Origin of the sequence: Achromobacter sp. AONIH1 (genome assembly GCF_002902905.1) — a bacterium.
In the GTDB taxonomy this organism is placed as follows: Bacteria; Pseudomonadota; Gammaproteobacteria; order Burkholderiales; family Burkholderiaceae_B; genus Achromobacter.
Genome location: NZ_CP026124.1, coordinates 4,699,430 through 4,716,917, shown reverse-complemented (window position 1 = coordinate 4,716,917; position 17,488 = coordinate 4,699,430). Strand labels below are relative to the sequence as shown.

The window sequence follows — 17,488 nt, the reverse complement described above, 5'->3', positions numbered from 1 at the left end:
GCGTGTTCAATGTTCGTCCAGGTCGGCGCCGGCGCGGCTGTTGCGCCAGAGCAGGATGGGGATCACCATCGCGAACACCAGCGCGTCGCGGTAGGAACTGCTGAGGAAGGAGGCGAAGGACTCCAGCACGCCGACGATGAAGACGCCGGCCACCGACAGCGGGTAGTTCACCAGCCCGCCCATCGCCGCGCCCACGAAGCCCTTGAGCCCGACGACGAAGCCCATCTCGTAGTGCGCCGTCACCAGCGGGGCCAGCAGCATGCCGCTGGCGCCGGACAGCGCGGCCGCCAGGAAGTAGCTGAGCCGGCCCGCCATCACCACGGGGATGCCGCAGTACTGCGCGCCTTCCCGGTTGACCGAGGCCGCGCGCAGGGCCTTGCCGGTCAGGGTGCAGCGGAAGAACAGGTATAGCGCCAGGGCGGCCGCCAGCGAGAAGGCCATGATGAACAGCGACTGCGCCGCGATGTCGACGCCGGCCAGTTCCAGGCGCGCCTCGCTGATGGGCGGCACGGCGCGCGGATCGGCGCCCCACAGCAGCAGCGCGAGCGGATGCATGATCATGGACACGCCCACGCCGATGATCACCAGCACGACCGTGGAGTTGGCCGGGTTGGGCTCGACCGTCAGCCGGTAGACGATGGGGCCGAGCGCGGCCACCAGCGCCAGCGAGGCCAGCATCTGCAGCAGCGGCGAGGGCACGCGCCAGGCCAGCGCCGCCAGCGCGGCCAGCGCCGCGCCCGCCGCCAGGTAGGACGCCAGCGGGCGCAGCAGCGAGCGGCCGTTGGCTCGCGCCCGCAGCAGGTCCAGCAGCAGGCAGGCGGCGCCGCCCGCCGCCACTACGTAGACCACGGGCGCCAGCGTGCCTTCGACGAAGCTGGCCAGCGTCAGCGCGCCGAAGGTCACGTACTCGCCTTGCGCGATGTTGACCACGCGCGTGGTGGTGTAGACCAGCACCAGGCTCAGGCCGACCAGCGTGTACACCGCGCCGTTGGTCAGGCCGTCCGTCGCCAGGAACAGGGTAGTGGTGAGATCCATCCCTACTCACCCAGCAGTTCGAACTTGCCGTCCTTGACCGTCACCAGGAAGGTGCTGCGCCGGTCCAGGCCCAGGTGGTCGGTCGGGCTGTAGCTGAACAGGCCGTTGACGCCGCGATACTCGCGCGTCGCCTCGATGGCGTCGCGCAGCGCCTGGCGGGCCTGCGTCAGGTCGCCGGCCTTGCCGGCGGCAACCACCTGGCGATAGGCCAGCAGCGGGATCTGCACCGTGTCGTAGGCCTGGGCCGCGAACATGTCGGTCTTGCCGGTGCCGTACTTGCCGTCATAGGCCTGCACGAACGCGGCGATGCCGGACTTGAGCGGATGGTCGTCGGGCAGCTGGCGATACACGGGCAGGGCCGAGGTGCCGACCAGCGCGCCTTCGACCGCCTTCTTGCCGACCGCCATGAAGGCCGGCGTGGCCGAGCCGGCGCCATGCAGCACCGGACCCTTGTAGCCGACGCGGCGCAGCGTCTCGGTGGCCAGCGCGGACGAGGGCGGGATGGCGTGGAAATAGACCGCGTCGGGTTTCTTCTGCGACACGCGCAGCGCCTGCGGCGTGAAGTTGGTGTCGCCGCGCGAGAAGCGCTCGGCGGCGACGATCTCCAGGCCCTTGCGCGTGGCGATCTGCTTGAACTCGACCCAGCCGCCCTCGCCGTAGGAGTCCTCCAGGCCCATGAAGGCCACCTGCTTCCAGCCCTGCTTGACCATGTAGTCGACGGTGTGGTCGATCATCAGGCGGTCGGTCAGCGGCGTCTTGAAAGTGAACCGGTGGGCGTCGGCCGGCTCGATGACCGAGGCCGCCGCGGCCAGTGACAGGTTGGGCACGCGCTCTTCCTCGATCACCTTGTTCACCGCCAGCGAGGCCGGCGTGGTGGTGCAGCAGATGACCAGGTGGACGCGATCTTCCTGGATCAGCTTGCGCGTCGCGTTGACGGCGCGCGCCGGGTCGGAACCGTCGTCGTACTTGATGAAGCTGACGCGGAACGGCAGGCTGGCGTCGGCGGCCGTGCGTTCCTCCATCAGGTTGATGGCGGCCACCGCGCCGGTGGCGATGGCCGAGGCGCCGCCCGTGACCGAGCTGACCACGCCGATCCGCAGTTCGGGCCGGTCGTCGGCCTGCGCGGCCGTGGCCAGGAACAGGCCCGCGCACGCGAGGCCGGCCAGCAAGGGATTGAATCTGCTCATCTATAGCTCCCGTAGAGGACAAGACAGGACGCCGGCGCATGCGCGGGCCTGGTTGAGAGCTAGTCTGGCAGGGGCGGGCGGGGCGCGGATGTATCCTGCGATACAAACCGCGGCCGTGGGGAGTTGGGGTTTTCCTGGGCTGCGTGCCTAGCGCGCGGGCGTCTTCAGCGCCTGGTCCAGGCGCGCGAACAGGTCCTGGTAGGCGGCGGCGTCGGTGACGACGCGGCTCTTGGCGTCGCCATTGCTGTCCCAGATCGTGCTGTTCAGGCCGATCCAGACGCGCGCCTGGGCGCCGTCGCGGCGGATGACGAGCTGGGCGTAGGTGCTCTGGTGGTCCGGCTTGGCGCCGTAGGCCAGGCCCTGCGACTTGAGCAGGCCGCGCAGCGCCTCGCGGCTGCGGCCGACCAGCTTCTGGTGGCGTTCGCCGGTGACGATGTCGGTGGCGGCGTCGCCGGCCACCTGTTCATAGCCGGCGGCCTTCAAGGCCGCCGCGCAGGCGTCGCGCAGTTGCGCGGCGTCGGACGCGGGATAGGCGCGCACGCGCACCTGGTCCACGGCGGCGCGCTCGGCCGGCGTCAATTCGATCGTGGTTTGCTTGGAGCTGTAGCGCAGCATGCTGCCGCCCGCGCCTGTGACGCGTTCCGGCGGCTTGGCCGGTTTGGGCGTGCCGGAGCAGGCGCTCAGCAGCGCAATGCAGGCGAGCGGCAGGAGCCGGGAACAGCGGGAGCGCGGCAGGACGGCCATGGAGTCGGAACGCTTGCAATGAGGCGCCAGCGGGTGGCGGGATCAGGCGAAACCGGCCGATCGTAGCACCGGCCGGCGTCGACGGCGGACTCAATGCCGGCGGTCGGGTTCGCCCCCGTCCTCCCAGCCGCCGCCCAGCGCCAGGAACACGGCGATCTGGTCGCTGCTGAGTTCGGCCCGGGCCGCCGCCAGCGCGCTTTCGTTGGCGGCCAGCGTGCGTTCGGCGTCCAGCACCGTCAGGTAGTCGGTCTTGCCATATTGGAACAGCTGGCGCGCCTGGCTGGCGGCCTGGGCGCTCTGCTCGCGCGCGGCTTGCAGCGCGCTTTCGCGGTCGAGCTGGCGCGCATAGACGGTCAGCGCGCTTTCCGTTTCGCGCAGTGCGTTGAGCACGGCGGCGTCGAAGCGGGCGGCGGCGGCCTTGGTGCCGGCCTCGGCCTGGGCGATGCGGGCCTGGGCGGCGCCGGTGTTGGGAATGGTCCAGGAGATCAGCGGCCCGATGCTCCAGCTGAAGGTGCCGCGGTCGCCGAACATGGCCGCGGGGCCGCCGGACGCGCCGGACAGGCCCAGCGAGATCTTGGGGTACAGGTCGGCCGTGGCCACGCCGATGCGGGCGGTGGCGGCGGCCAGGCTGCGTTCGGCCTGGCGGATGTCGGGACGGCGACGCAGCAGCGCGGCGCCGTCGCCCACCGGAATGGTCTGGGTCAGGCGCGGCGCCGTGGCGCATTGCAGCAGGCTGGCGGGAATTTGCGCCGGCGTGCGGCCGGTCAGCGCCGCCAGCCGGTACAGCGCGGTGCGCTGCTGGGCCTGGAACGGCGGCAGGTTGGCCTGCAGCTGTTGCAGCTGGCCGCGGGCGCGGGTCACGTCCAGCGCGGTGCCGCGTCCGGCGCGTTGCAGGCGCTCGACGGCGTCCAGCGAGGCTGTCTGCACCTCGACCGAATGCCGGGCGGACGCCAGCTGCATGCCGGCGGCGCACATGTTGGCATAGGCGCGGGCGGTCTCGGCGGCCACGGTGACGCGGGTCGCGTCATAGGCGGCGCGGGCGGCCTGCTCGTCGCCGCTTGCGGCTTCCACCGCGCGGCGGATCTGGCCGAACAGGTCCAGCTGGTACGACACGCTGGCGCCGGCCGAGTAGGACCAGCGGCTGGGGGGATCGACGCCCGGCTGCAGCTCCTGCAGGCCGGAGACGTGGCCGAAGGTGGGCGAAGCGTTGACGCCGACGCTGGGCTGCTGCTGGGCCTGGGCTTCGCGGGTGGCGGCTTGCGCGCGTTCCAGATTGGCGGCGGCCACGCGCAGGTCGGTATTGGCGGCCAGCGCCTGTTCCACCAGTCCGTCCAGCGCCGGGTCGTCGTACAGCCGCCACCAGCGTCCGGGCGGCGCGTCCTGCCGGTAGGCCGCCTCATGCGACTCCAGGAAGGGCGCCTGCGCGTCCGGTCGCTGGACGGCGGCGTCGGCGGGCGTCCGGTAGTCCGGACCCACGGCGGCGCAGCCCGCCAGCGCGGCGGTCAGCATCAGCGGAAGGAAATGGCGGGTATTCATGACGGTTGCGGCAAGACGTGTGGAGACGGAGGGCGGGAGAGCGGGGATCAGGAGTGGCGCGGCGCGCCGTCGTCCCGCGCGGTCTCCGGCGGGTTGACGGACACGGTGGCGGTCTGGCCGGCCACCAGGCGCACGCCCTCGGGCACCTGGTCGATCTTCACGCGCACCGGGATGCGCTGCGCCAGCCGCACCCAGTTGAAGGTGGGGTTGACGTTGGGCAGCAGGTTGGCGCCGGTGCTGCGGTCGCGGTCGGCGATGCCCAGCGCGATGCTTTCCACATGGCCATGGATGCGGCGGTCGTCGCCCATCAGCGTCACGGTCACGGGGTCGCCTTCGTGGATGCGGGGCAGCTTGGTTTCCTCGAAATAGCCTTCGATGTAGAACGAGCCGGAATCCACCAGCGCCATCACGCCACGGCCGGCGGTGGCATAGGCGCCGGCGCGCAGGTCCAGGTTGGTGACGCGGCCGTCGGTGGCGGCCAGCACGCGGCTGCGCTCCAGGTTCAGGCGCGCGCTGTTCAACTGCACCTCGGCCTGGGCCAGCGCGGCCTCGGTCTGCTGCAGCTTGGTCTGGCTCTGTTCCAGGGCTTCCGCCGCGACCAGCTGGCCCAGCGCGCGGTTGCGCTTGGCGTCGCGCAGCGCTTGTTCGCGCGCCACCTGCTGCGAGCGCACCGAGGCCTGGGCCTGGTCGTAGGCGAGCTGGAAGCGGGCGCGGTCGATCTCGAACAGCACGTCGCCGGCCTTCACGTCCTGGTTGTCGTGCACCGGCACGTCGGTGACCAGGCCGGACACATCCGGCGCGACCTGCACCACATAGGCCTTGACGCGGCCGTCGCGGGTCCAGGGTTCGATTTCGTAATGCACCCAGAGCTGCCAGCCGGCCGCGACGGCGGCGGCCACGACGGCGGCCGTCAGCGCGAACTTGCCGATGGCGGCGGGGCGCAGGGCGTTGGGGATCTTCATGCGAGTCTCTGGAAAATATAGGGAGATATCAGGGTGACGCCGTAAAGCAGCACCACGAACAGCGCGAGGTCGAACAGCGCCGGGTGCCACACCAGCCGGTACAGGCCGGCCCGGGCCAGCAGCCGGCGCAGGGCCCAGGCCACGCCCAGCGTGACCACGCCCAGCACCAGCAGCCAGGGAAAGTAAATGCCGTACAGGTTGAATTCGCCGATCATGATGCGTGGCCCTCCAGGTGGGGATGGGCGGGTTGGTACTCGGGCGCGTCGGGGAAGAAGGCGCGGCGGATGCCCACCAGCGCCACCACCGCGCGGTCGCGCGCGGCCGGGCCGGCGGGCGCGCCCGCCACGCCGGCCAGCGCGCGGTCGATCTGCGCCAGGAATTCCGGCGTCTTCTGGCCGCCGCGCCAGGACGAGCGATCGCGGAAGTAGCGCGCCAGTCCGTCGAGCACGGGGCGCAGCACCGGTTCGGCCATGGGCAGGTGGCGGCGCGCGCGCTGCAGTTCGGTGATGTCGCGGCCCACGCGCAGGTCCTTGAGCGCGTCGGCGGCCATCACGTCGTCGGGGCGCTTGGCCAGCGCCAGGCGCGGTTGCAGCAGGCCGATGCGGTCCAGCATGCGCGCCGCGTAGCCGTGGCGGGCCTGGGTGCGCGGCGAGGCCGCCAGCGCCGCCAGGTCGCGCCAGTTGGCGGCCTGGATGCGGCGCGCGCTCCAGTCGGCGCTGACAGTGCGGAAGATGGCGGCGATCACCGCCGCCAGGCCCACGCCCATGATCTGCGCGACCTGCGTGTCGATGAACGAGACCAGGTCGGCGGTGTTGGTGTCGTGCAGCGCCATGGTGCCGACGAAGCCGAACAGCACCGCCATGGCCTTGCCGGCGGAGGCCGGGCGGGCGATGAACACGCCGATCACGAAGGCGGTGGGCAGCATCGAGAGCGCCAGCATCTCGAAGGAATGGATCGCGGGCATGATGCCCAGCAGGTACAGCGCCGACAGCGGGATCGAATACACCGTGTAGGTCAGGAACTGCATGATGCCCGGCACGGGATTGTCCTGCGAGGCGAAGAAGCAGCTGAAGATGGCGGCCATGAGCGCGGCGGTGGCGCCGTTGCTCCAGGCCGTGCCGATCCAGAACGCGCAGCAGGCGGCGATGGCCAGGCCGGCGGCGGCGGCCGACAGCAGCGCCATGCCGTGGTCGCGGTGCAGCGGGCGGCGCTGCGCGTCCAGGTGGCGCGGCGCGCGTCGCGCGGCGCCGTTCAGCCCGGCGCGGATCTCGCGCCGCAGCGTCAGGCATTCGTCATAGCCGTCGATCAGCTCGCGCAGCCGGGTCATCAGGCTGGCCAGCAGCGCGTCGCGCCAGCTGGAGCGGCTGTCGATGGCCGGCGTCAGCCGGACGGCGGCCGCGCGCAGCCGCAGCGCGGTGGCATGGGTGGCGCGCGGACCGGCGTCGATCCATTTGGAAATGCTGGCCAGCAGGCGCGTGACGTTCTCGGGCAGCGGCTGGCCGTCGGCCTGCAGGGCGCGCATGCGGTCCTCGACGGCCGAGACAATGGGCGTCAGCGCCGCGACGCGGTCCTGCATGGCGCGCACCGCGCCGGCGGTCCAGCGCAGGTTGCTGGTGTCGAACGGCACGTGGGTCGACAGCAGGCGCAGCTGGGTGATGTCGTTGGCCAGGGTGCGGCGGTCCTTGTCGGACTTGCCGGCGTCGCCGCCGGCCAGGATGTCTTGCATCCAGAGCCGGGCGTCGCGCACGGCCTTGTCCAGCAGCAGCGTCAGCGCCGGCGCCAGGCCGCGCGGCAGCACCACGCTGTGGACCAGCGTGGCGCAGACGATGCCCAGCGCGATTTCCTCGACGCGGGCCAGCGCGGTGTCGAACACCAGCGTGGGTTCGGAGACGGACGGGAAACCGATCATGGCGGCGGTGTAGCCGGCCAGCATGAACAGATAGGAGCGCGGCGTGCGGTCCAGCACCGACATATACAGGCAGGCGCCGACCCACAGGGCCATGGCGGCGGTCATCACCACGGGCGAGTTGGACAGGCGCGGCACCATGTAGACCGTCATGGCCGAGCCGACGAAAGTGCCGACCAGCCGGTACAGCGCCTTGGAGCGCACCGCGCCGGACCAGGGCTGCGACACGATGTAGGCCGTGGTCATGGCCCAGAACGGACGCGGCAGGCCCATGCTGTACGACAGATAGAGCGCCAGCATCGCGCCCGCGTAGCTTTTGAGCGAGAACACGGCTTCGCGGACATTGGGCAGCGCCGGCAGCTTCATGGCCGATAGTCCTCCTGCGCGCCGGCGGCGCTGCGGCCCAGCGCGGCCTTGAGCGCCTCGGACACGCGCAGGCAGGCTTGCAGATCGTCTTCGCTGATGCCGTCGAACAGGCGCCGGCGCAGCGCGACCAGCACGTCCTCGACCTGGGCGCGCAGCGCCTGGCCGGCCTCGGTCAGGTGCAGGGTCTTGGCGCGGCGGTCATGCGGGTCTTCGCGCCGTTCCATCAGGCCGGCGGCGACCAGCTGGTCCAGCACGCGCACCAGGGAAGGGCCTTCCACGCCCAGCGCCTCGGCCAGCGCGCCCTGGCGCACACCATCGCCCAGGCGGCCGGCGAGGATGACGGGCCAGGCGGTGGCCTGGGACAGGCCGTAGTCGGCCAGCGCCTTGTCGGCGGCGCCGCGATAGGCGCGCGACAGCACCATGAGATTTGCGGTGGTGGCCATGAGCAGGGAGTCGGAAGGCGTGTTCATGAATTAGATTGTATCCTATCTATTAGCTTACTAATAAATGAAAATGAACGATATCTCCATGAATTTTTTCAATCGGGACGATCGGAGGCGGGCTTTCCATGGATGGAAAGCCGGGAGGCGGGAGCGGGAAGGAGGGAGCGCCGGCCCGGATCAGGCCGGCGCGCGGCCGTCAGCCGTTGCAGTCGGCCCAGCAGTTGGGCGTTTCGTACAGGCGCACGCGGGTCAGGCGCAGCTCGGCGCCATAGTGGCCGTGATAGTGCGGCGCCAGCGTCTCGAACACGATGGCGGCCAGGTTCTCGGCCGTGGGGATGCGGTCCAGCACCACGGTCTTATGGCCGGGCAGGGTGTCCAGGAAGCCGCGCACGGCGGCGTCGCCCTCATAGACCAGGAAGGCGTGGTCCCAGACGTCGACGATGTGCTGCTTGGCGATCTGCTTGATTTCGGAGAAATCCATCAGCATGCCGTTGTCGGACTCGCCGGGCGCCTGCACCACGTCGCCGGTCAGGGTGATTTCCAGCACATAGCGGTGGCCGTGCAGGTTGCGGCATTGGCTGCGGTGATCGGGAATGCGGTGGCCGGCGTCGAATTCCAGCCTGCGGGTCACGGAGATCATTGCGCGCTCCGCGAAGCGTAGGGGTGAATCATGGAATGCCTATGTATTTATGCGTTTGCAGGCTGAGCCGCCATTGCGGATGCTGCGTACAGTATTGGACGGCCCGTTCGGTATTCGCCACGCGGGCGGGACCGTCCATGGGTTGCAGGAAGAAATGCTCGAAATCCAGGTGCGCGAAGCGTTCGGGCAGCGCATTGGCTTGCGGATAGACCAGCTTGAGTTCGTTGCCGCGTTCCAGCACCACAGGCGCCGTGCCCTTGGGGCTGACGCAGATCCAATCGATGCCGGCTGGCGCGGGCATCGTGCCGTTGGTCTCGATGGCCACCGTGAAGCCGCGCGCGTGCACCTCGGCCAGCAGGGCCTCGTCCAGCTGCAGCAGCGGCTCGCCGCCGGTGAAGACCACGTAGCGCCGTTCCGCGCCGGGGCCCCAGGCCGCGGCGATGGCGTCGGCCAGCGCCTGCGCCGTGGTGAACTTGCCGCCGCCTTCGCCATCGGTGCCGATGAAGTCGGTATCGCAGAAGGTGCAGGCGGCGCTGGCGCGGTCGCTTTCGCGGCCGGTCCAGAGATTGCAGCCCGCGAACCGGCAGAACACCGCCGCGCGGCCGGCGTGGGCGCCTTCGCCCTGCAGCGTCTTGAAAATCTCTTTGGCGGAATAAGTCATGGGATGCCGGAATTCGGGCAAAAGCGGACTATTTTAGCGCTCCCGGCAAAGCCGTGCCGGGCCTTGGCGTAGACTTGGCGCCCATGTTTCATATCCAAGATTCCCTGTACCTGGACGAGCGCGAGCTTGTGTTCACGATGATCCGCGCCCAGGGCGCGGGCGGGCAGAACGTCAACAAGGTGTCCAGCGCCGTGCATCTGCGCTTCGATGTGCGCGCCTCCAGCCTGCCGGCCGAGGTTCAGGACGCGCTGTGCGCGCTCAACGACCACCGCGTCTCCAAGGATGGCGTCATCGTCATCAAGTCACAGGCGTTCCGCAGCCAGGAAAAGAACCGCGCCGAGGCGATCGAGCGCCTGATCGCCATGGTGCGCGCGGCGGCGCGCACGGAAAAGCCGCGCCGGCCGACGCGGCCCACCCGCGCCTCGCAGCGCCGGCGCGTGCAGCGCAAGGTGCTGCATGGCGAGGTCAAGCGGCTGCGCGGCAGGGTGGGCGATGAATGAGGGCGCACGGCTCGCGGCTTCCGGGCGGCATCGCGTCGACGAGGCGGAGCTGGCGCGCGAATGCGGCGAGTATCCCCACTCGTCGCGGGGGTATGAGCATATATCGATCTTTAACGATATATGATTCGATAAATTGCGATATTTGAATATGAACCCGGATCCTTCGAATTCCGCTTCCGCCGGCGACGACCCAACCGTCAACGCCGACGCCATCCTCAAGGCGCTCGCCAACCCGGTGCGCCGCGAGATCCTGGCGTGGCTGAAGGATCCCAAGGCGTATTTCGAGGAACGCCCGGGCCATACCTTCGAGCATGGCGTCTGCGCCGGCCACATCGACGGCCGCTGCGGACTGTCCCAGTCGACGGTGTCCACGCATCTGGCCGTGCTGCAGCGCGCCGGCCTGATCACGGCCACCAAGGTCGGGCAATGGGTGTTCTTCCGTCGCAACGAAGCCCTGATCGCCGCATTCCTGCGGCAACTGAACCAGGACATGTAGCGCCGTCCGTTCAGCAACGCCCCGGCAGGCGCCGGGGCAAGAGGAAGTCGCATGAGCCTATTGTTCGAACCCCTGGTCCTGGGAGACCTGACCCTGCCCAACCGCGTCATCATGGCGCCGCTGACGCGCATGCACGCCAGCCCCGGGCGCGTGCCCAATGCGCTGATGGCCGAGTACTACACGCAGCGCGCCGGCGCGGGCCTGATCCTGTCGGAAGCCACCGCCGTGACGCCGCAGGGCGTGGGCTATGCCGACACGCCGGGCCTGTGGACGCCCGAGCAGGTGCAGGGCTGGCGCCAGGTCACCGCCGCCGTGCACGCGGCCGGCGGCCGCATCTTCGCGCAGCTCTGGCACGTGGGCCGCATCTCGGACCCCATGTTCCTGGACGGCCAGTTGCCGGTGGCGCCCAGCGCCCTGGCGGCGCGCGGCCACGTCAGCCACGTGCGTCCGCAGCGCGCCTACGTGACGCCGCGCGCGCTGGAAACGGCGGAACTGCCCGGCGTGATCCAGGCCTACCGGCTGGGCGCGCAGATGGCGCAGGAAGCGGGTTTCGACGGCGTGGAAGTGCATGCGGCCAACGGCTACCTGCTGGACCAGTTCCTGCAGGACAGCACCAATCTGCGCAATGACGATTACGGCGGCCCGGTGGAGAACCGCGCGCGCCTGTTGCTGGAAGCGACCGACGCCTGCGTTGGCGTCTGGGGCGCGGGCCGCGTGGGCGTGCACCTGTCGCCGCGCGGCGATATCCACACCATGGGCGATTCGGACCGCGCTGGCACCTTCGGCTACGTGGCGTCCGAACTCGGCCGGCGCCGCATCGCGTTCCTGTGCGTGCGCGAGCATGAGGCGCCCGACAGCATCGGCCCCGCGCTCAAGGCGGCCTTTGGCGGCGCCTACATCGCCAACGAAGGCTTTACGCGTGAGTCCGCCGAGGCCGCGATCGCCGCCGGCCGCGCCGACGCGGTGGCATTCGGCGTGCAGTACATCGCCAATCCGGACCTGGCGCGGCGTTTCGCGCTGAAGGCGCCGCTGAACCGGCCCAACCCCGCCACGTTCTACGCGCCGGGCCCCGGCGGCTACACGGACTATCCGGCGCTGGCCTGAGGCCGGAGCGCCGGGCGCGCGGCGCGCATGGGCGCGTCCGCGCCGCCGGCTGCGGCGCGTCCTAGAATGCCGCGCGCATGGGATAGGTGTACAGGCCGAAGTGCGCGGTGTTCAGCGCCAGGTGCGCCAGCACCGCCGCCGCCAGGCCGCCGTGGCGGTAGGCCAAGCCGTAGGCGGCCCCCGCCAGGCCCGCCAGCAGCATCCATTGCCAGCCGCCGGCATAGTGCGCCAGGCCGAACAGCGCGGCCGCGCACAGCAGCGCGGCATCGGCGCCCCAGCGGCGCGCGCGCCACAGCCGGCCCAGCCGTTCCTGGATATAGCCACGGAACAGCGCTTCCTCCGCCAGCGTCACCAGCAAGGCATTGTTGACCAGCCACAGCCAGCCGTTGTCCGGCCACTTGGGGGCCCAGCCGACCATGCCCAGGGCCAGCGCCAGCGTCAGGCACACGAGCACCGCCGCCGCGCCGCAGGCCAGCGTGGCGCGCAGCGTGCGGCCCGCGTCCAGGCCCGTCATGACGGGCGGCAGGGCCAGGATGATCCAGAACGCCACCAGCGGCTTGTCCAGGTTCAGGTACATGCTGAACGGCACGGCGTCCGGACTGAGCGGCGCGCGCGGGATCACCAGCGGATTGTGGAATCCCGGCATCAGGTGCAGGAACAGCGCCGCCGCCACGGCGATGAACAGCATGTGGCCGGCCAGCCGCAGGGCGGTCGGGGCCGCCGGCTGCACCAGCAGGGCGGCCAGCGCCAGCAGCGCCGGCGCGGCCAGGGCGGCGGGGTCCAGCGCGCCCTGCGTGCCGGCCCAGGCATAGGCCACCGCCAGCGCCAGGGGCGCCCAACGGCGCGTGGCGGGGGGCCACAGCAAGGCGGCGGACAGGAACAGGACGGACCAGGGGGACAACAAGGGCACCGGAAACTCGCGATCGGGAAAACTGGCGAGTGTAAACGGTGACGGGCTTTTCATTTTCCGGCTTTCGGGCGACCATGCGGCCAGCGCGGCGGCGCGCGTCACCGCGTTTTCTCACATCCAAGCAGAGGTTTGCCCATGAAAATGATTGCGTGGTTGATGCTGGCGGCGGCGATCGTGCCCTTCCTGTCCGCCATCCTGGCCAAGGCGGGCGGCCAGAAGTTCGACAACAACGACCCGCGTCCCTGGCTGGCGCGGCAGGAAGGCTGGCGGGCGCGCGCCAACGCGGCGCAGAGCAATGCCTTCGAGGCGCTGCCTTTCTTCTACGCGGCGGTCTTGTTCGCGCTGCACAACCAGGCCGACGCGACGCGCGTGGCCACGCTGATGGCGTGCTGGCTGGGGCTGCGACTGGGCTATCTGGCCATGTACGTGGCGGGTTGGGGCGCGCTGCGCTCGCTGGTCTGGGCGACCAGCATCGGCTTCACCATCGCCATCCTGTTCACCGGCGTCTGAGCCGGCCGCCGCGCCGCCCCGGGGCCTCGGCCGGCCCGCCGGCGCGGCGTCATTTCCACTCGAAGACGGCGCGTGCGGCGCCGGCGCCCTTGACGGCGACCTGGCGTTCCTGCGTCTGGCCCTTGTAGGTGGCCGACACCTTGTAGTCGCCGGCCGGCAGCTTCACCAGCATGTACGGGCCTTCCGACGTCGCGCGCAGCACCGGCTTGCCCTGGCCGTCGTGTATGGCCACGGTCACGTCCGCGACATAGTCGGCCTTGCCGCCGACCTGTGCGGCGAAGGTCAGCGCCAGGGGATAGTCCTTGGCGGCGGCCTTCAGGGCCTCGGATTCGTCGAGCCCGATGCCGCCGCTGACGTACTGCACCGATCCCTGATGCTGGACCGGCGGCAGTCCCGCCTGCGCGGTGTTCAGCAGGCCGGCGATGGCCATGCTGCCCAAGGCCATGGCCGCGGCCATAGTGCAACGTTCGATGCGCTTGTTCATGCTGTTCTCCTTGATTCGACGGACGGCGGTGCGCCGCGCCGGGCGCTGGCCGGCGCGCGTCATGCGTTTCGACCCGCGACGGCGTCCGGAGTTCGTGCGCCGGCGTATTCGGGAGGCAGCTCGAAGAGGAGTTCGCTTTCTCCGTTCAGCGTGCCGTCAGGCGCGTAGCGCCGCTCGTGCAGCAGCCCGGCGCCATGCTCCCGCAAGGCCAGCACGGTCGAGCTGCGGGTGCCGTAGGTGGGGCTGACGATGAAGGGGCTGCTCAGCAGTTTCTCGCGGTCCGGCGGCAGGCCGGTGGCGGGCAGTTCGTCGTCGTCGGCCGGTTCACGATCGGCCAGGGCCGTGTACAGCGCGGGCAGGTCGGGCTGGGGGCCCTGGCGCAGCACATCGGCGAAGGCGCGCTTGGTGCGCGCGAGCTTGGGCCAGGGCGTGTCCAGCAGGTGGTTGGACAGCGCGTACAAGCCTGCTACGAGCCGTCGCGGCGCGCCGTCACGGTTGCTGACATACCAGGCTTGTTCCATGTCGCCCACGATCAGGTTGAAGCCGTTGTAGGCCTGCCCCTCGTTATGGACGCGCGCCATGTACTCGGCCGGCGGCTCGTCGCCGCGCAGGTAGCGCTCGACCAGCGCGCCGCGCGAGGGCGCGTCGGCGCGGTTCAGGCCGGGTTCGCGGAAATTGGTGACCAGCGCGTAGCGGCCATGGCTCGAAGCGCCCATCCAGGTGCCGCCGGCCAGCGCATCGCGCCCGGCGTAGATGCCGGCCGCGTCGGGCCATTGCGCCGCGGCCAGCGTGGGGCGGGCGTGGAATTCGTCGCGGTTGGCGGCGATCAGCACAGGGATGCCGGGGACGGCATGCAGGGCAAGCACGGCGAGGCACATGGTCAGTCCTTGATGAGCGGCGCGACCTCGGGCGCGGCCAGCCGGAAGTAGTCTTCCGTGTCGAGCAGGATGGAGGCGTCCAGACGGCCGGCGTTGAACACGATTTCATCGTGCCGCTCGCGCAGCGTGGGGTCGACCAGCAGGTGCAGCTCGGGATTGAAGGAGAAGGGCGGGATGGCGCCGATCTCGCAACCGGTCAGCTCGCGCGCCAGGTCCTGCGAGGCCAGCGAGGCCTTCTTGCCGCCGGCGGCGCGGGCGATGGCGTCCAGGTCGGCCTGACGGTCGGCGGGGAACACGGCCAGCACGTTGCGGCGCTGGTTCGAGGAAATCTTCACGCGGCAGACCAGCGCCTTGGCGCCCTGGCTCACGGCGGTGCCGCGGATGGCGGCGACTTCGACCGATTTGCCGGCGGCGGCATGCTCGATCAGGCGATAGCGCGCCTGATGGCGGGTCAGCAGGGCTTGCAGTTGGCTGAATACGTCCATGTTGGATCCGGGATCGCGGGAGTGCGGAACGGGCGTGCGGGAAACCGCGATCGCTGCGCGCATGATACGCCCGCGCTAGATCTCACCGGTGAAGGCGTAGCCCCAGCCCCAGACCGTCCGGATCGGGAGGTCCAGGTGCATGTCCTGCGCCTTGCGCCGCAGCCGGCTCACCACCACGTCGGTGCGGCGCACCGAGTCACGGCCGGCCTGGGGGTCGGGCGCGAAGGCGTCGCTGCGCGGCAGGCGCTTGTCCATGGCCGAGGTCAGCTTGAGCAGGAATTCGCGCTCGGCCTGGGTCAGCGGCAGGCGCTCGCCGCGCGGGCTGACCAGGGTCCAGGCGGCGTCCTGGAACTGCCAGCGTCCGGCGGCGGCGCCGGCGGACGCTGGCTGCGCGCGCGTCTCCGCCTCGGCGTGGCGGCGTCCCGAAGGCGGCGTGCGGCGCACCAGGGCCTGCAGCGCGGCGGCGATCTCGGCCGTCGCGACGTCGGGCTGGAAGCAGACGTCGGCGCCGCAGTGCAGCCCGAGGATGCGGTTTTCTGGCGAATCGAAGGTGGAGATGGCGACGATGCCCGCCGTGGTGTCCATGGCGCGCAGGCCGGCGACGGCCATGCACAGATCGGTCAGCTCCGCTTCCATGACAAGCAGCGGCGTGCGGCGGGTCTGGAACAGGCGGAACAGGCCGTTGGAATCTTCGCAGCGGCGGGGCGAGAAGCCCATTTCGGCCAGTGCGCCGCTGCGGCGCGCGCGCTGATCGGCGTCGGGAGAAAAGACGATCAGGTCTAGTAGGTCATTCATGAATCGTTGTGGGGGGTCATTGCGGCTCGAGCGCATGAATGATGCATCGGTTACCAGTGATTCCCAAACCTCGCTCAACGCCCCTTTCTGACCCGAATTCTCGGACATGGCCTGCCGCGCCCTGTGGCGTGCGCGATGTTGGTGCACGATGTGGGCGCATGAACCGGCCGCTTGGCGGGCGGGCCGGCGGCATTGGCCCATCGATGGTGTAATGGGTCAGGCCAGCCGGAGGCGATCCTTTCCGGCCTCCGCCGTTTCCGCCGGCGCGGGCCTCACGGGCCGCGAGCCGGCGCATTCCTCAACGATCCCCCGTCCGCCGCGCGCGCGGCGGCGAGGTCGCGCTACAGGAGCACGCAATGAAGATCCTGATCGTCGTGACTTCCCATGACACGCTGGGCGCCACCGGGCGCAAGACCGGCTTCTGGCTGGAGGAGTTCGCCGCGCCGTACTATGCCTTCCTGGATGCCGGCGCCGAGCTGACGCTGGCCTCGCCCAAGGGCGGCCAGCCGCCGCTGGATCCCAAGAGCGACGACCCCGAGGCCCAGACCGAGGCCACCCATCGTTTCCGTGGCGATGCCCAGGCCCAGCGCCGGCTCGCGGCCACGCTGCCGCTGGCCGAGGCGCAGGCGGCCGATCATGATGCCGTGTTCTACCCGGGCGGCCACGGGCCGCTGTGGGATCTGGCCGAGGATCCGCGTTCGGTGAAGCTGATCCAGAACATGCTGGCCGCCGGCAAGCCCGTGGCGGCGGTGTGCCATGCGCCGGGCGTGCTGCGCCACGCCAGGACCGCCGACGGCAAGCCGATGGTGCAGGGCAGGCAGGTCACGGGCTTTTCCAACGCCGAGGAGGCCGCAGTGGGCCTGAGCCAGATCGTGCCGTTCCTGGTGGAAGATGAACTGGTGCGCCTGGGCGCGCAGTACAGCCGCGCCGAGGACTGGCAGCCGCACGTGATCGCCGACGGGCTGCTGATCACCGGGCAGAATCCGGCATCGTCGGTCGGGGTGGCCGAGGCCTTGCTGGAGCGCCTGCGCCAGTGAACCGACAGGCGTCGGAGACGCGCCGCCCAGCGCGCGCGGAACGTGCAGCAATGTGTCAGAATCGCTACTTTATGATTCCGACGCGGCGCCATCGCAGTGCCGCGCATGCCTTGTTCGATGCCTCCAGACGTACCCTCAGTGCCGCCGTCACCGTCAGACGGCCTGGCTGCCCCATCCCCGGCCACGGATGTCCCGCAGCGTTTTTCGACGGAAGGGGAGCCGCCCGGCTCCTGTGAGGCGGCGCTGTTCGCCGCGATGCGCGCGCGCGATCCGGCCACGGGTCGGCACTGCCACCGCGTGGTGGCGCTGAGCGTGGCGCTGGCCCGTGCCTGCGGCCTGGCCGAAGACGAGCTGGAGTCCATCGCCGTCGCCGCCCGATTGCACGACCTGGGCAAGATCGCCACGCCCGATCGCGTGCTGTTCTCGCCCGGCAGGCTTGAAAACGAGGACTGGGAAATCATGAAGTCGCACGCCGCCGTCGGCGCCGACATCATCGGCCAGAGCGACCTGCCGGGACGCGACCAGATCGCGCTGGCGGTGCGCCACCATCACGAGCACTTCGACGGCTCCGGCTATCCGGATGGATTGGCGGGTCATGACATCCCGCTGCATTCGCGCATCATTTCCCTGGCGGATTCCTACGATGCTCTGGGCGACGCGCGACCCTATCACCCGGCCCGCACGCATGCGCAGATCATGCTGATCCTGCATCGCGAGGCCGGCGCCAAGTGCGATCCCGACCTGCTGCGGGTGTTCGAGGGCATGATCAGGCACAGCCCGCTGCGGGTGCCCTGAGGGCGCCCGGCCGC

21 protein-coding genes are annotated in these 17,488 nt (G+C 70.4%); 6 read left to right on the top strand and 15 right to left on the bottom strand.

Features of this window, described 5'->3' with window-relative positions; genetic code table 11:
- Positions 1–6: 6 nt before the first annotated feature.
- The 10 genes from C2U31_RS21610 to queE form a co-directional block, all read right to left on the bottom strand.
- Positions 7–1,035, bottom strand: coding sequence for a branched-chain amino acid ABC transporter permease (locus tag C2U31_RS21610; RefSeq protein ID WP_103274659.1), 1,029 nt, complete (start codon positions 1,033–1,035; stop codon positions 7–9).
- 2 nt (positions 1,036–1,037) lie between these two features.
- The gene (locus C2U31_RS21605; protein WP_103274658.1) at positions 1,038–2,222 is read right to left on the bottom strand and encodes an ABC transporter substrate-binding protein; all 1,185 of its coding nucleotides are present in this window, start codon (positions 2,220–2,222) and stop codon (positions 1,038–1,040) included.
- Positions 2,223–2,369: 147 nt separating this feature from the next.
- Positions 2,370–2,966 carry a hypothetical protein gene (locus C2U31_RS21600; protein WP_103274657.1) on the bottom strand — a complete coding sequence of 199 codons (597 nt, stop codon included), beginning with the start codon at positions 2,964–2,966 and terminating at the stop codon, positions 2,370–2,372.
- A 90-nt stretch (positions 2,967–3,056) separates the two neighbouring features.
- Entirely contained in the window at positions 3,057–4,502 is a 1,446-nt protein-coding gene (locus C2U31_RS21595; RefSeq protein WP_103274656.1) for an efflux transporter outer membrane subunit, read from the bottom strand.
- Between the two features lie 47 nt (positions 4,503–4,549).
- Complete coding sequence (locus C2U31_RS21590; protein ID WP_103274655.1) at positions 4,550–5,464, bottom strand: HlyD family secretion protein; 915 nt, start codon at positions 5,462–5,464, stop codon at positions 4,550–4,552.
- Positions 5,461–5,679, bottom strand: coding sequence for a DUF1656 domain-containing protein (locus C2U31_RS21585; RefSeq protein WP_103274654.1), 219 nt, complete (start codon positions 5,677–5,679; stop codon positions 5,461–5,463). Before C2U31_RS21585 ends, C2U31_RS21590 begins: the two co-directional genes overlap by 4 nt.
- Positions 5,676–7,736 (bottom strand): FUSC family protein, encoded by a 2,061-nt coding sequence (locus C2U31_RS21580; RefSeq protein WP_103274653.1) that lies wholly within the window; start codon positions 7,734–7,736, stop codon positions 5,676–5,678. The genes C2U31_RS21585 and C2U31_RS21580 overlap by 4 nt, the downstream gene beginning before the upstream one ends.
- Positions 7,733–8,206: a MarR family winged helix-turn-helix transcriptional regulator gene (locus C2U31_RS21575; RefSeq protein WP_103274652.1), complete on the bottom strand. Its 474-nt coding sequence runs from the start codon at positions 8,204–8,206 to the stop codon at positions 7,733–7,735. The genes C2U31_RS21580 and C2U31_RS21575 overlap by 4 nt, the downstream gene beginning before the upstream one ends.
- Before the next feature lie 169 nt (positions 8,207–8,375).
- On the bottom strand, positions 8,376–8,819 hold the full coding sequence (gene queD, locus C2U31_RS21570) for a 6-carboxytetrahydropterin synthase QueD (protein WP_103274651.1): 444 nt from the start codon (positions 8,817–8,819) through the stop codon (positions 8,376–8,378).
- Between the two features lie 28 nt (positions 8,820–8,847).
- The gene (gene queE, locus C2U31_RS21565; RefSeq protein ID WP_103274650.1) at positions 8,848–9,480 is read right to left on the bottom strand and encodes a 7-carboxy-7-deazaguanine synthase; all 633 of its coding nucleotides are present in this window, start codon (positions 9,478–9,480) and stop codon (positions 8,848–8,850) included.
- Between the two features lie 83 nt (positions 9,481–9,563).
- Between queE and arfB the strand changes: the two genes are divergently transcribed.
- From arfB to C2U31_RS21550, 3 genes are all read left to right on the top strand, one after another.
- Positions 9,564–9,980: an alternative ribosome rescue aminoacyl-tRNA hydrolase ArfB gene (gene arfB, locus C2U31_RS21560; protein WP_103276504.1), complete on the top strand. Its 417-nt coding sequence runs from the start codon at positions 9,564–9,566 to the stop codon at positions 9,978–9,980.
- Between the two features lie 148 nt (positions 9,981–10,128).
- Positions 10,129–10,476, top strand: coding sequence for a helix-turn-helix transcriptional regulator (locus C2U31_RS21555; RefSeq protein ID WP_103274649.1), 348 nt, complete (start codon positions 10,129–10,131; stop codon positions 10,474–10,476).
- A 51-nt stretch (positions 10,477–10,527) separates the two neighbouring features.
- Positions 10,528–11,580: an alkene reductase gene (locus tag C2U31_RS21550; RefSeq protein WP_103274648.1), complete on the top strand. Its 1,053-nt coding sequence runs from the start codon at positions 10,528–10,530 to the stop codon at positions 11,578–11,580.
- Positions 11,581–11,641: 61 nt separating this feature from the next.
- On the opposite strand, the gene C2U31_RS21545 is transcribed toward C2U31_RS21550, so the two are convergent.
- A complete protein-coding gene (locus tag C2U31_RS21545; RefSeq protein WP_233772452.1) occupies positions 11,642–12,490 on the bottom strand; it encodes a CPBP family intramembrane glutamic endopeptidase in 849 nt (282 codons plus the stop codon).
- Positions 12,491–12,625: 135 nt separating this feature from the next.
- Here C2U31_RS21545 and C2U31_RS21540 point away from each other — a divergent pair, with 135 nt between their 5' ends.
- On the top strand, positions 12,626–13,000 hold the full coding sequence (locus C2U31_RS21540; protein WP_103274647.1) for an MAPEG family protein: 375 nt from the start codon (positions 12,626–12,628) through the stop codon (positions 12,998–13,000).
- Between the two features lie 49 nt (positions 13,001–13,049).
- Here C2U31_RS21540 and C2U31_RS21535 read toward each other — a convergent pair whose 3' ends face one another.
- The 4 genes from C2U31_RS21535 to C2U31_RS21520 all read right to left on the bottom strand — a co-directional run bounded on the left by C2U31_RS21535 (position 13,050) and on the right by C2U31_RS21520 (position 15,642).
- On the bottom strand, positions 13,050–13,484 hold the full coding sequence (locus C2U31_RS21535) for a carboxypeptidase-like regulatory domain-containing protein (protein ID WP_103276502.1): 435 nt from the start codon (positions 13,482–13,484) through the stop codon (positions 13,050–13,052).
- A gap of 59 nt (positions 13,485–13,543) precedes the next feature.
- Positions 13,544–14,362, bottom strand: coding sequence for an NRDE family protein (locus C2U31_RS21530; RefSeq protein WP_103274646.1), 819 nt, complete (start codon positions 14,360–14,362; stop codon positions 13,544–13,546).
- Positions 14,363–14,364: 2 nt separating this feature from the next.
- Positions 14,365–14,847, bottom strand: coding sequence for a YbaK/prolyl-tRNA synthetase associated domain-containing protein (locus tag C2U31_RS21525; protein WP_103274645.1), 483 nt, complete (start codon positions 14,845–14,847; stop codon positions 14,365–14,367).
- Between the two features lie 75 nt (positions 14,848–14,922).
- Positions 14,923–15,642, bottom strand: coding sequence for a response regulator transcription factor (locus C2U31_RS21520; protein WP_103274644.1), 720 nt, complete (start codon positions 15,640–15,642; stop codon positions 14,923–14,925).
- A 356-nt stretch (positions 15,643–15,998) separates the two neighbouring features.
- On the opposite strand from C2U31_RS21520, the gene C2U31_RS21515 reads away from it, so the two are divergent.
- Both C2U31_RS21515 and C2U31_RS21510 read left to right on the top strand, forming a co-directional pair.
- Entirely contained in the window at positions 15,999–16,679 is a 681-nt protein-coding gene (locus tag C2U31_RS21515; protein WP_103274643.1) for a type 1 glutamine amidotransferase domain-containing protein, read from the top strand.
- A 255-nt stretch (positions 16,680–16,934) separates the two neighbouring features.
- Positions 16,935–17,474, top strand: a complete 540-nt coding sequence (locus C2U31_RS21510; RefSeq protein WP_103274642.1) for an HD-GYP domain-containing protein — start codon at positions 16,935–16,937, stop codon at positions 17,472–17,474.
- Positions 17,475–17,488 lie beyond the last annotated feature (14 nt).

What these genes read in the sequence shown, in the direction of transcription:
- C2U31_RS21610 (WP_103274659.1), bottom strand. Translation starts at nt 1,035, where the DNA reads ATGGATCTCACCACTACCCTGTTCCTGGCGACGGACGGCCTGACCAAC.
- C2U31_RS21605 (WP_103274658.1), bottom strand. Translation starts at nt 2,222, where the DNA reads ATGAGCAGATTCAATCCCTTGCTGGCCGGCCTCGCGTGCGCGGGCCTG.
- C2U31_RS21600 (WP_103274657.1), bottom strand. Translation starts at nt 2,966, where the DNA reads ATGGCCGTCCTGCCGCGCTCCCGCTGTTCCCGGCTCCTGCCGCTCGCC.
- C2U31_RS21595 (WP_103274656.1), bottom strand. Translation starts at nt 4,502, where the DNA reads ATGAATACCCGCCATTTCCTTCCGCTGATGCTGACCGCCGCGCTGGCG.
- C2U31_RS21590 (WP_103274655.1), bottom strand. Translation starts at nt 5,464, where the DNA reads ATGAAGATCCCCAACGCCCTGCGCCCCGCCGCCATCGGCAAGTTCGCG.
- C2U31_RS21585 (WP_103274654.1), bottom strand. Translation starts at nt 5,679, where the DNA reads ATGATCGGCGAATTCAACCTGTACGGCATTTACTTTCCCTGGCTGCTG.
- C2U31_RS21580 (WP_103274653.1), bottom strand. Translation starts at nt 7,736, where the DNA reads ATGAAGCTGCCGGCGCTGCCCAATGTCCGCGAAGCCGTGTTCTCGCTC.
- C2U31_RS21575 (WP_103274652.1), bottom strand. Translation starts at nt 8,206, where the DNA reads ATGAACACGCCTTCCGACTCCCTGCTCATGGCCACCACCGCAAATCTC.
- queD (WP_103274651.1), bottom strand. Translation starts at nt 8,819, where the DNA reads ATGATCTCCGTGACCCGCAGGCTGGAATTCGACGCCGGCCACCGCATT.
- queE (WP_103274650.1), bottom strand. Translation starts at nt 9,480, where the DNA reads ATGACTTATTCCGCCAAAGAGATTTTCAAGACGCTGCAGGGCGAAGGC.
- arfB (WP_103276504.1), top strand. Translation starts at nt 9,564, where the DNA reads ATGTTTCATATCCAAGATTCCCTGTACCTGGACGAGCGCGAGCTTGTG.
- C2U31_RS21555 (WP_103274649.1), top strand. Translation starts at nt 10,129, where the DNA reads ATGAACCCGGATCCTTCGAATTCCGCTTCCGCCGGCGACGACCCAACC.
- C2U31_RS21550 (WP_103274648.1), top strand. Translation starts at nt 10,528, where the DNA reads ATGAGCCTATTGTTCGAACCCCTGGTCCTGGGAGACCTGACCCTGCCC.
- C2U31_RS21540 (WP_103274647.1), top strand. Translation starts at nt 12,626, where the DNA reads ATGAAAATGATTGCGTGGTTGATGCTGGCGGCGGCGATCGTGCCCTTC.
- C2U31_RS21535 (WP_103276502.1), bottom strand. Translation starts at nt 13,484, where the DNA reads ATGAACAAGCGCATCGAACGTTGCACTATGGCCGCGGCCATGGCCTTG.
- C2U31_RS21530 (WP_103274646.1), bottom strand. Translation starts at nt 14,362, where the DNA reads ATGTGCCTCGCCGTGCTTGCCCTGCATGCCGTCCCCGGCATCCCTGTG.
- C2U31_RS21525 (WP_103274645.1), bottom strand. Translation starts at nt 14,847, where the DNA reads ATGGACGTATTCAGCCAACTGCAAGCCCTGCTGACCCGCCATCAGGCG.
- C2U31_RS21520 (WP_103274644.1), bottom strand. Translation starts at nt 15,642, where the DNA reads ATGAATGACCTACTAGACCTGATCGTCTTTTCTCCCGACGCCGATCAG.
- C2U31_RS21515 (WP_103274643.1), top strand. Translation starts at nt 15,999, where the DNA reads ATGAAGATCCTGATCGTCGTGACTTCCCATGACACGCTGGGCGCCACC.
- C2U31_RS21510 (WP_103274642.1), top strand. Translation starts at nt 16,935, where the DNA reads ATGCGCGCGCGCGATCCGGCCACGGGTCGGCACTGCCACCGCGTGGTG.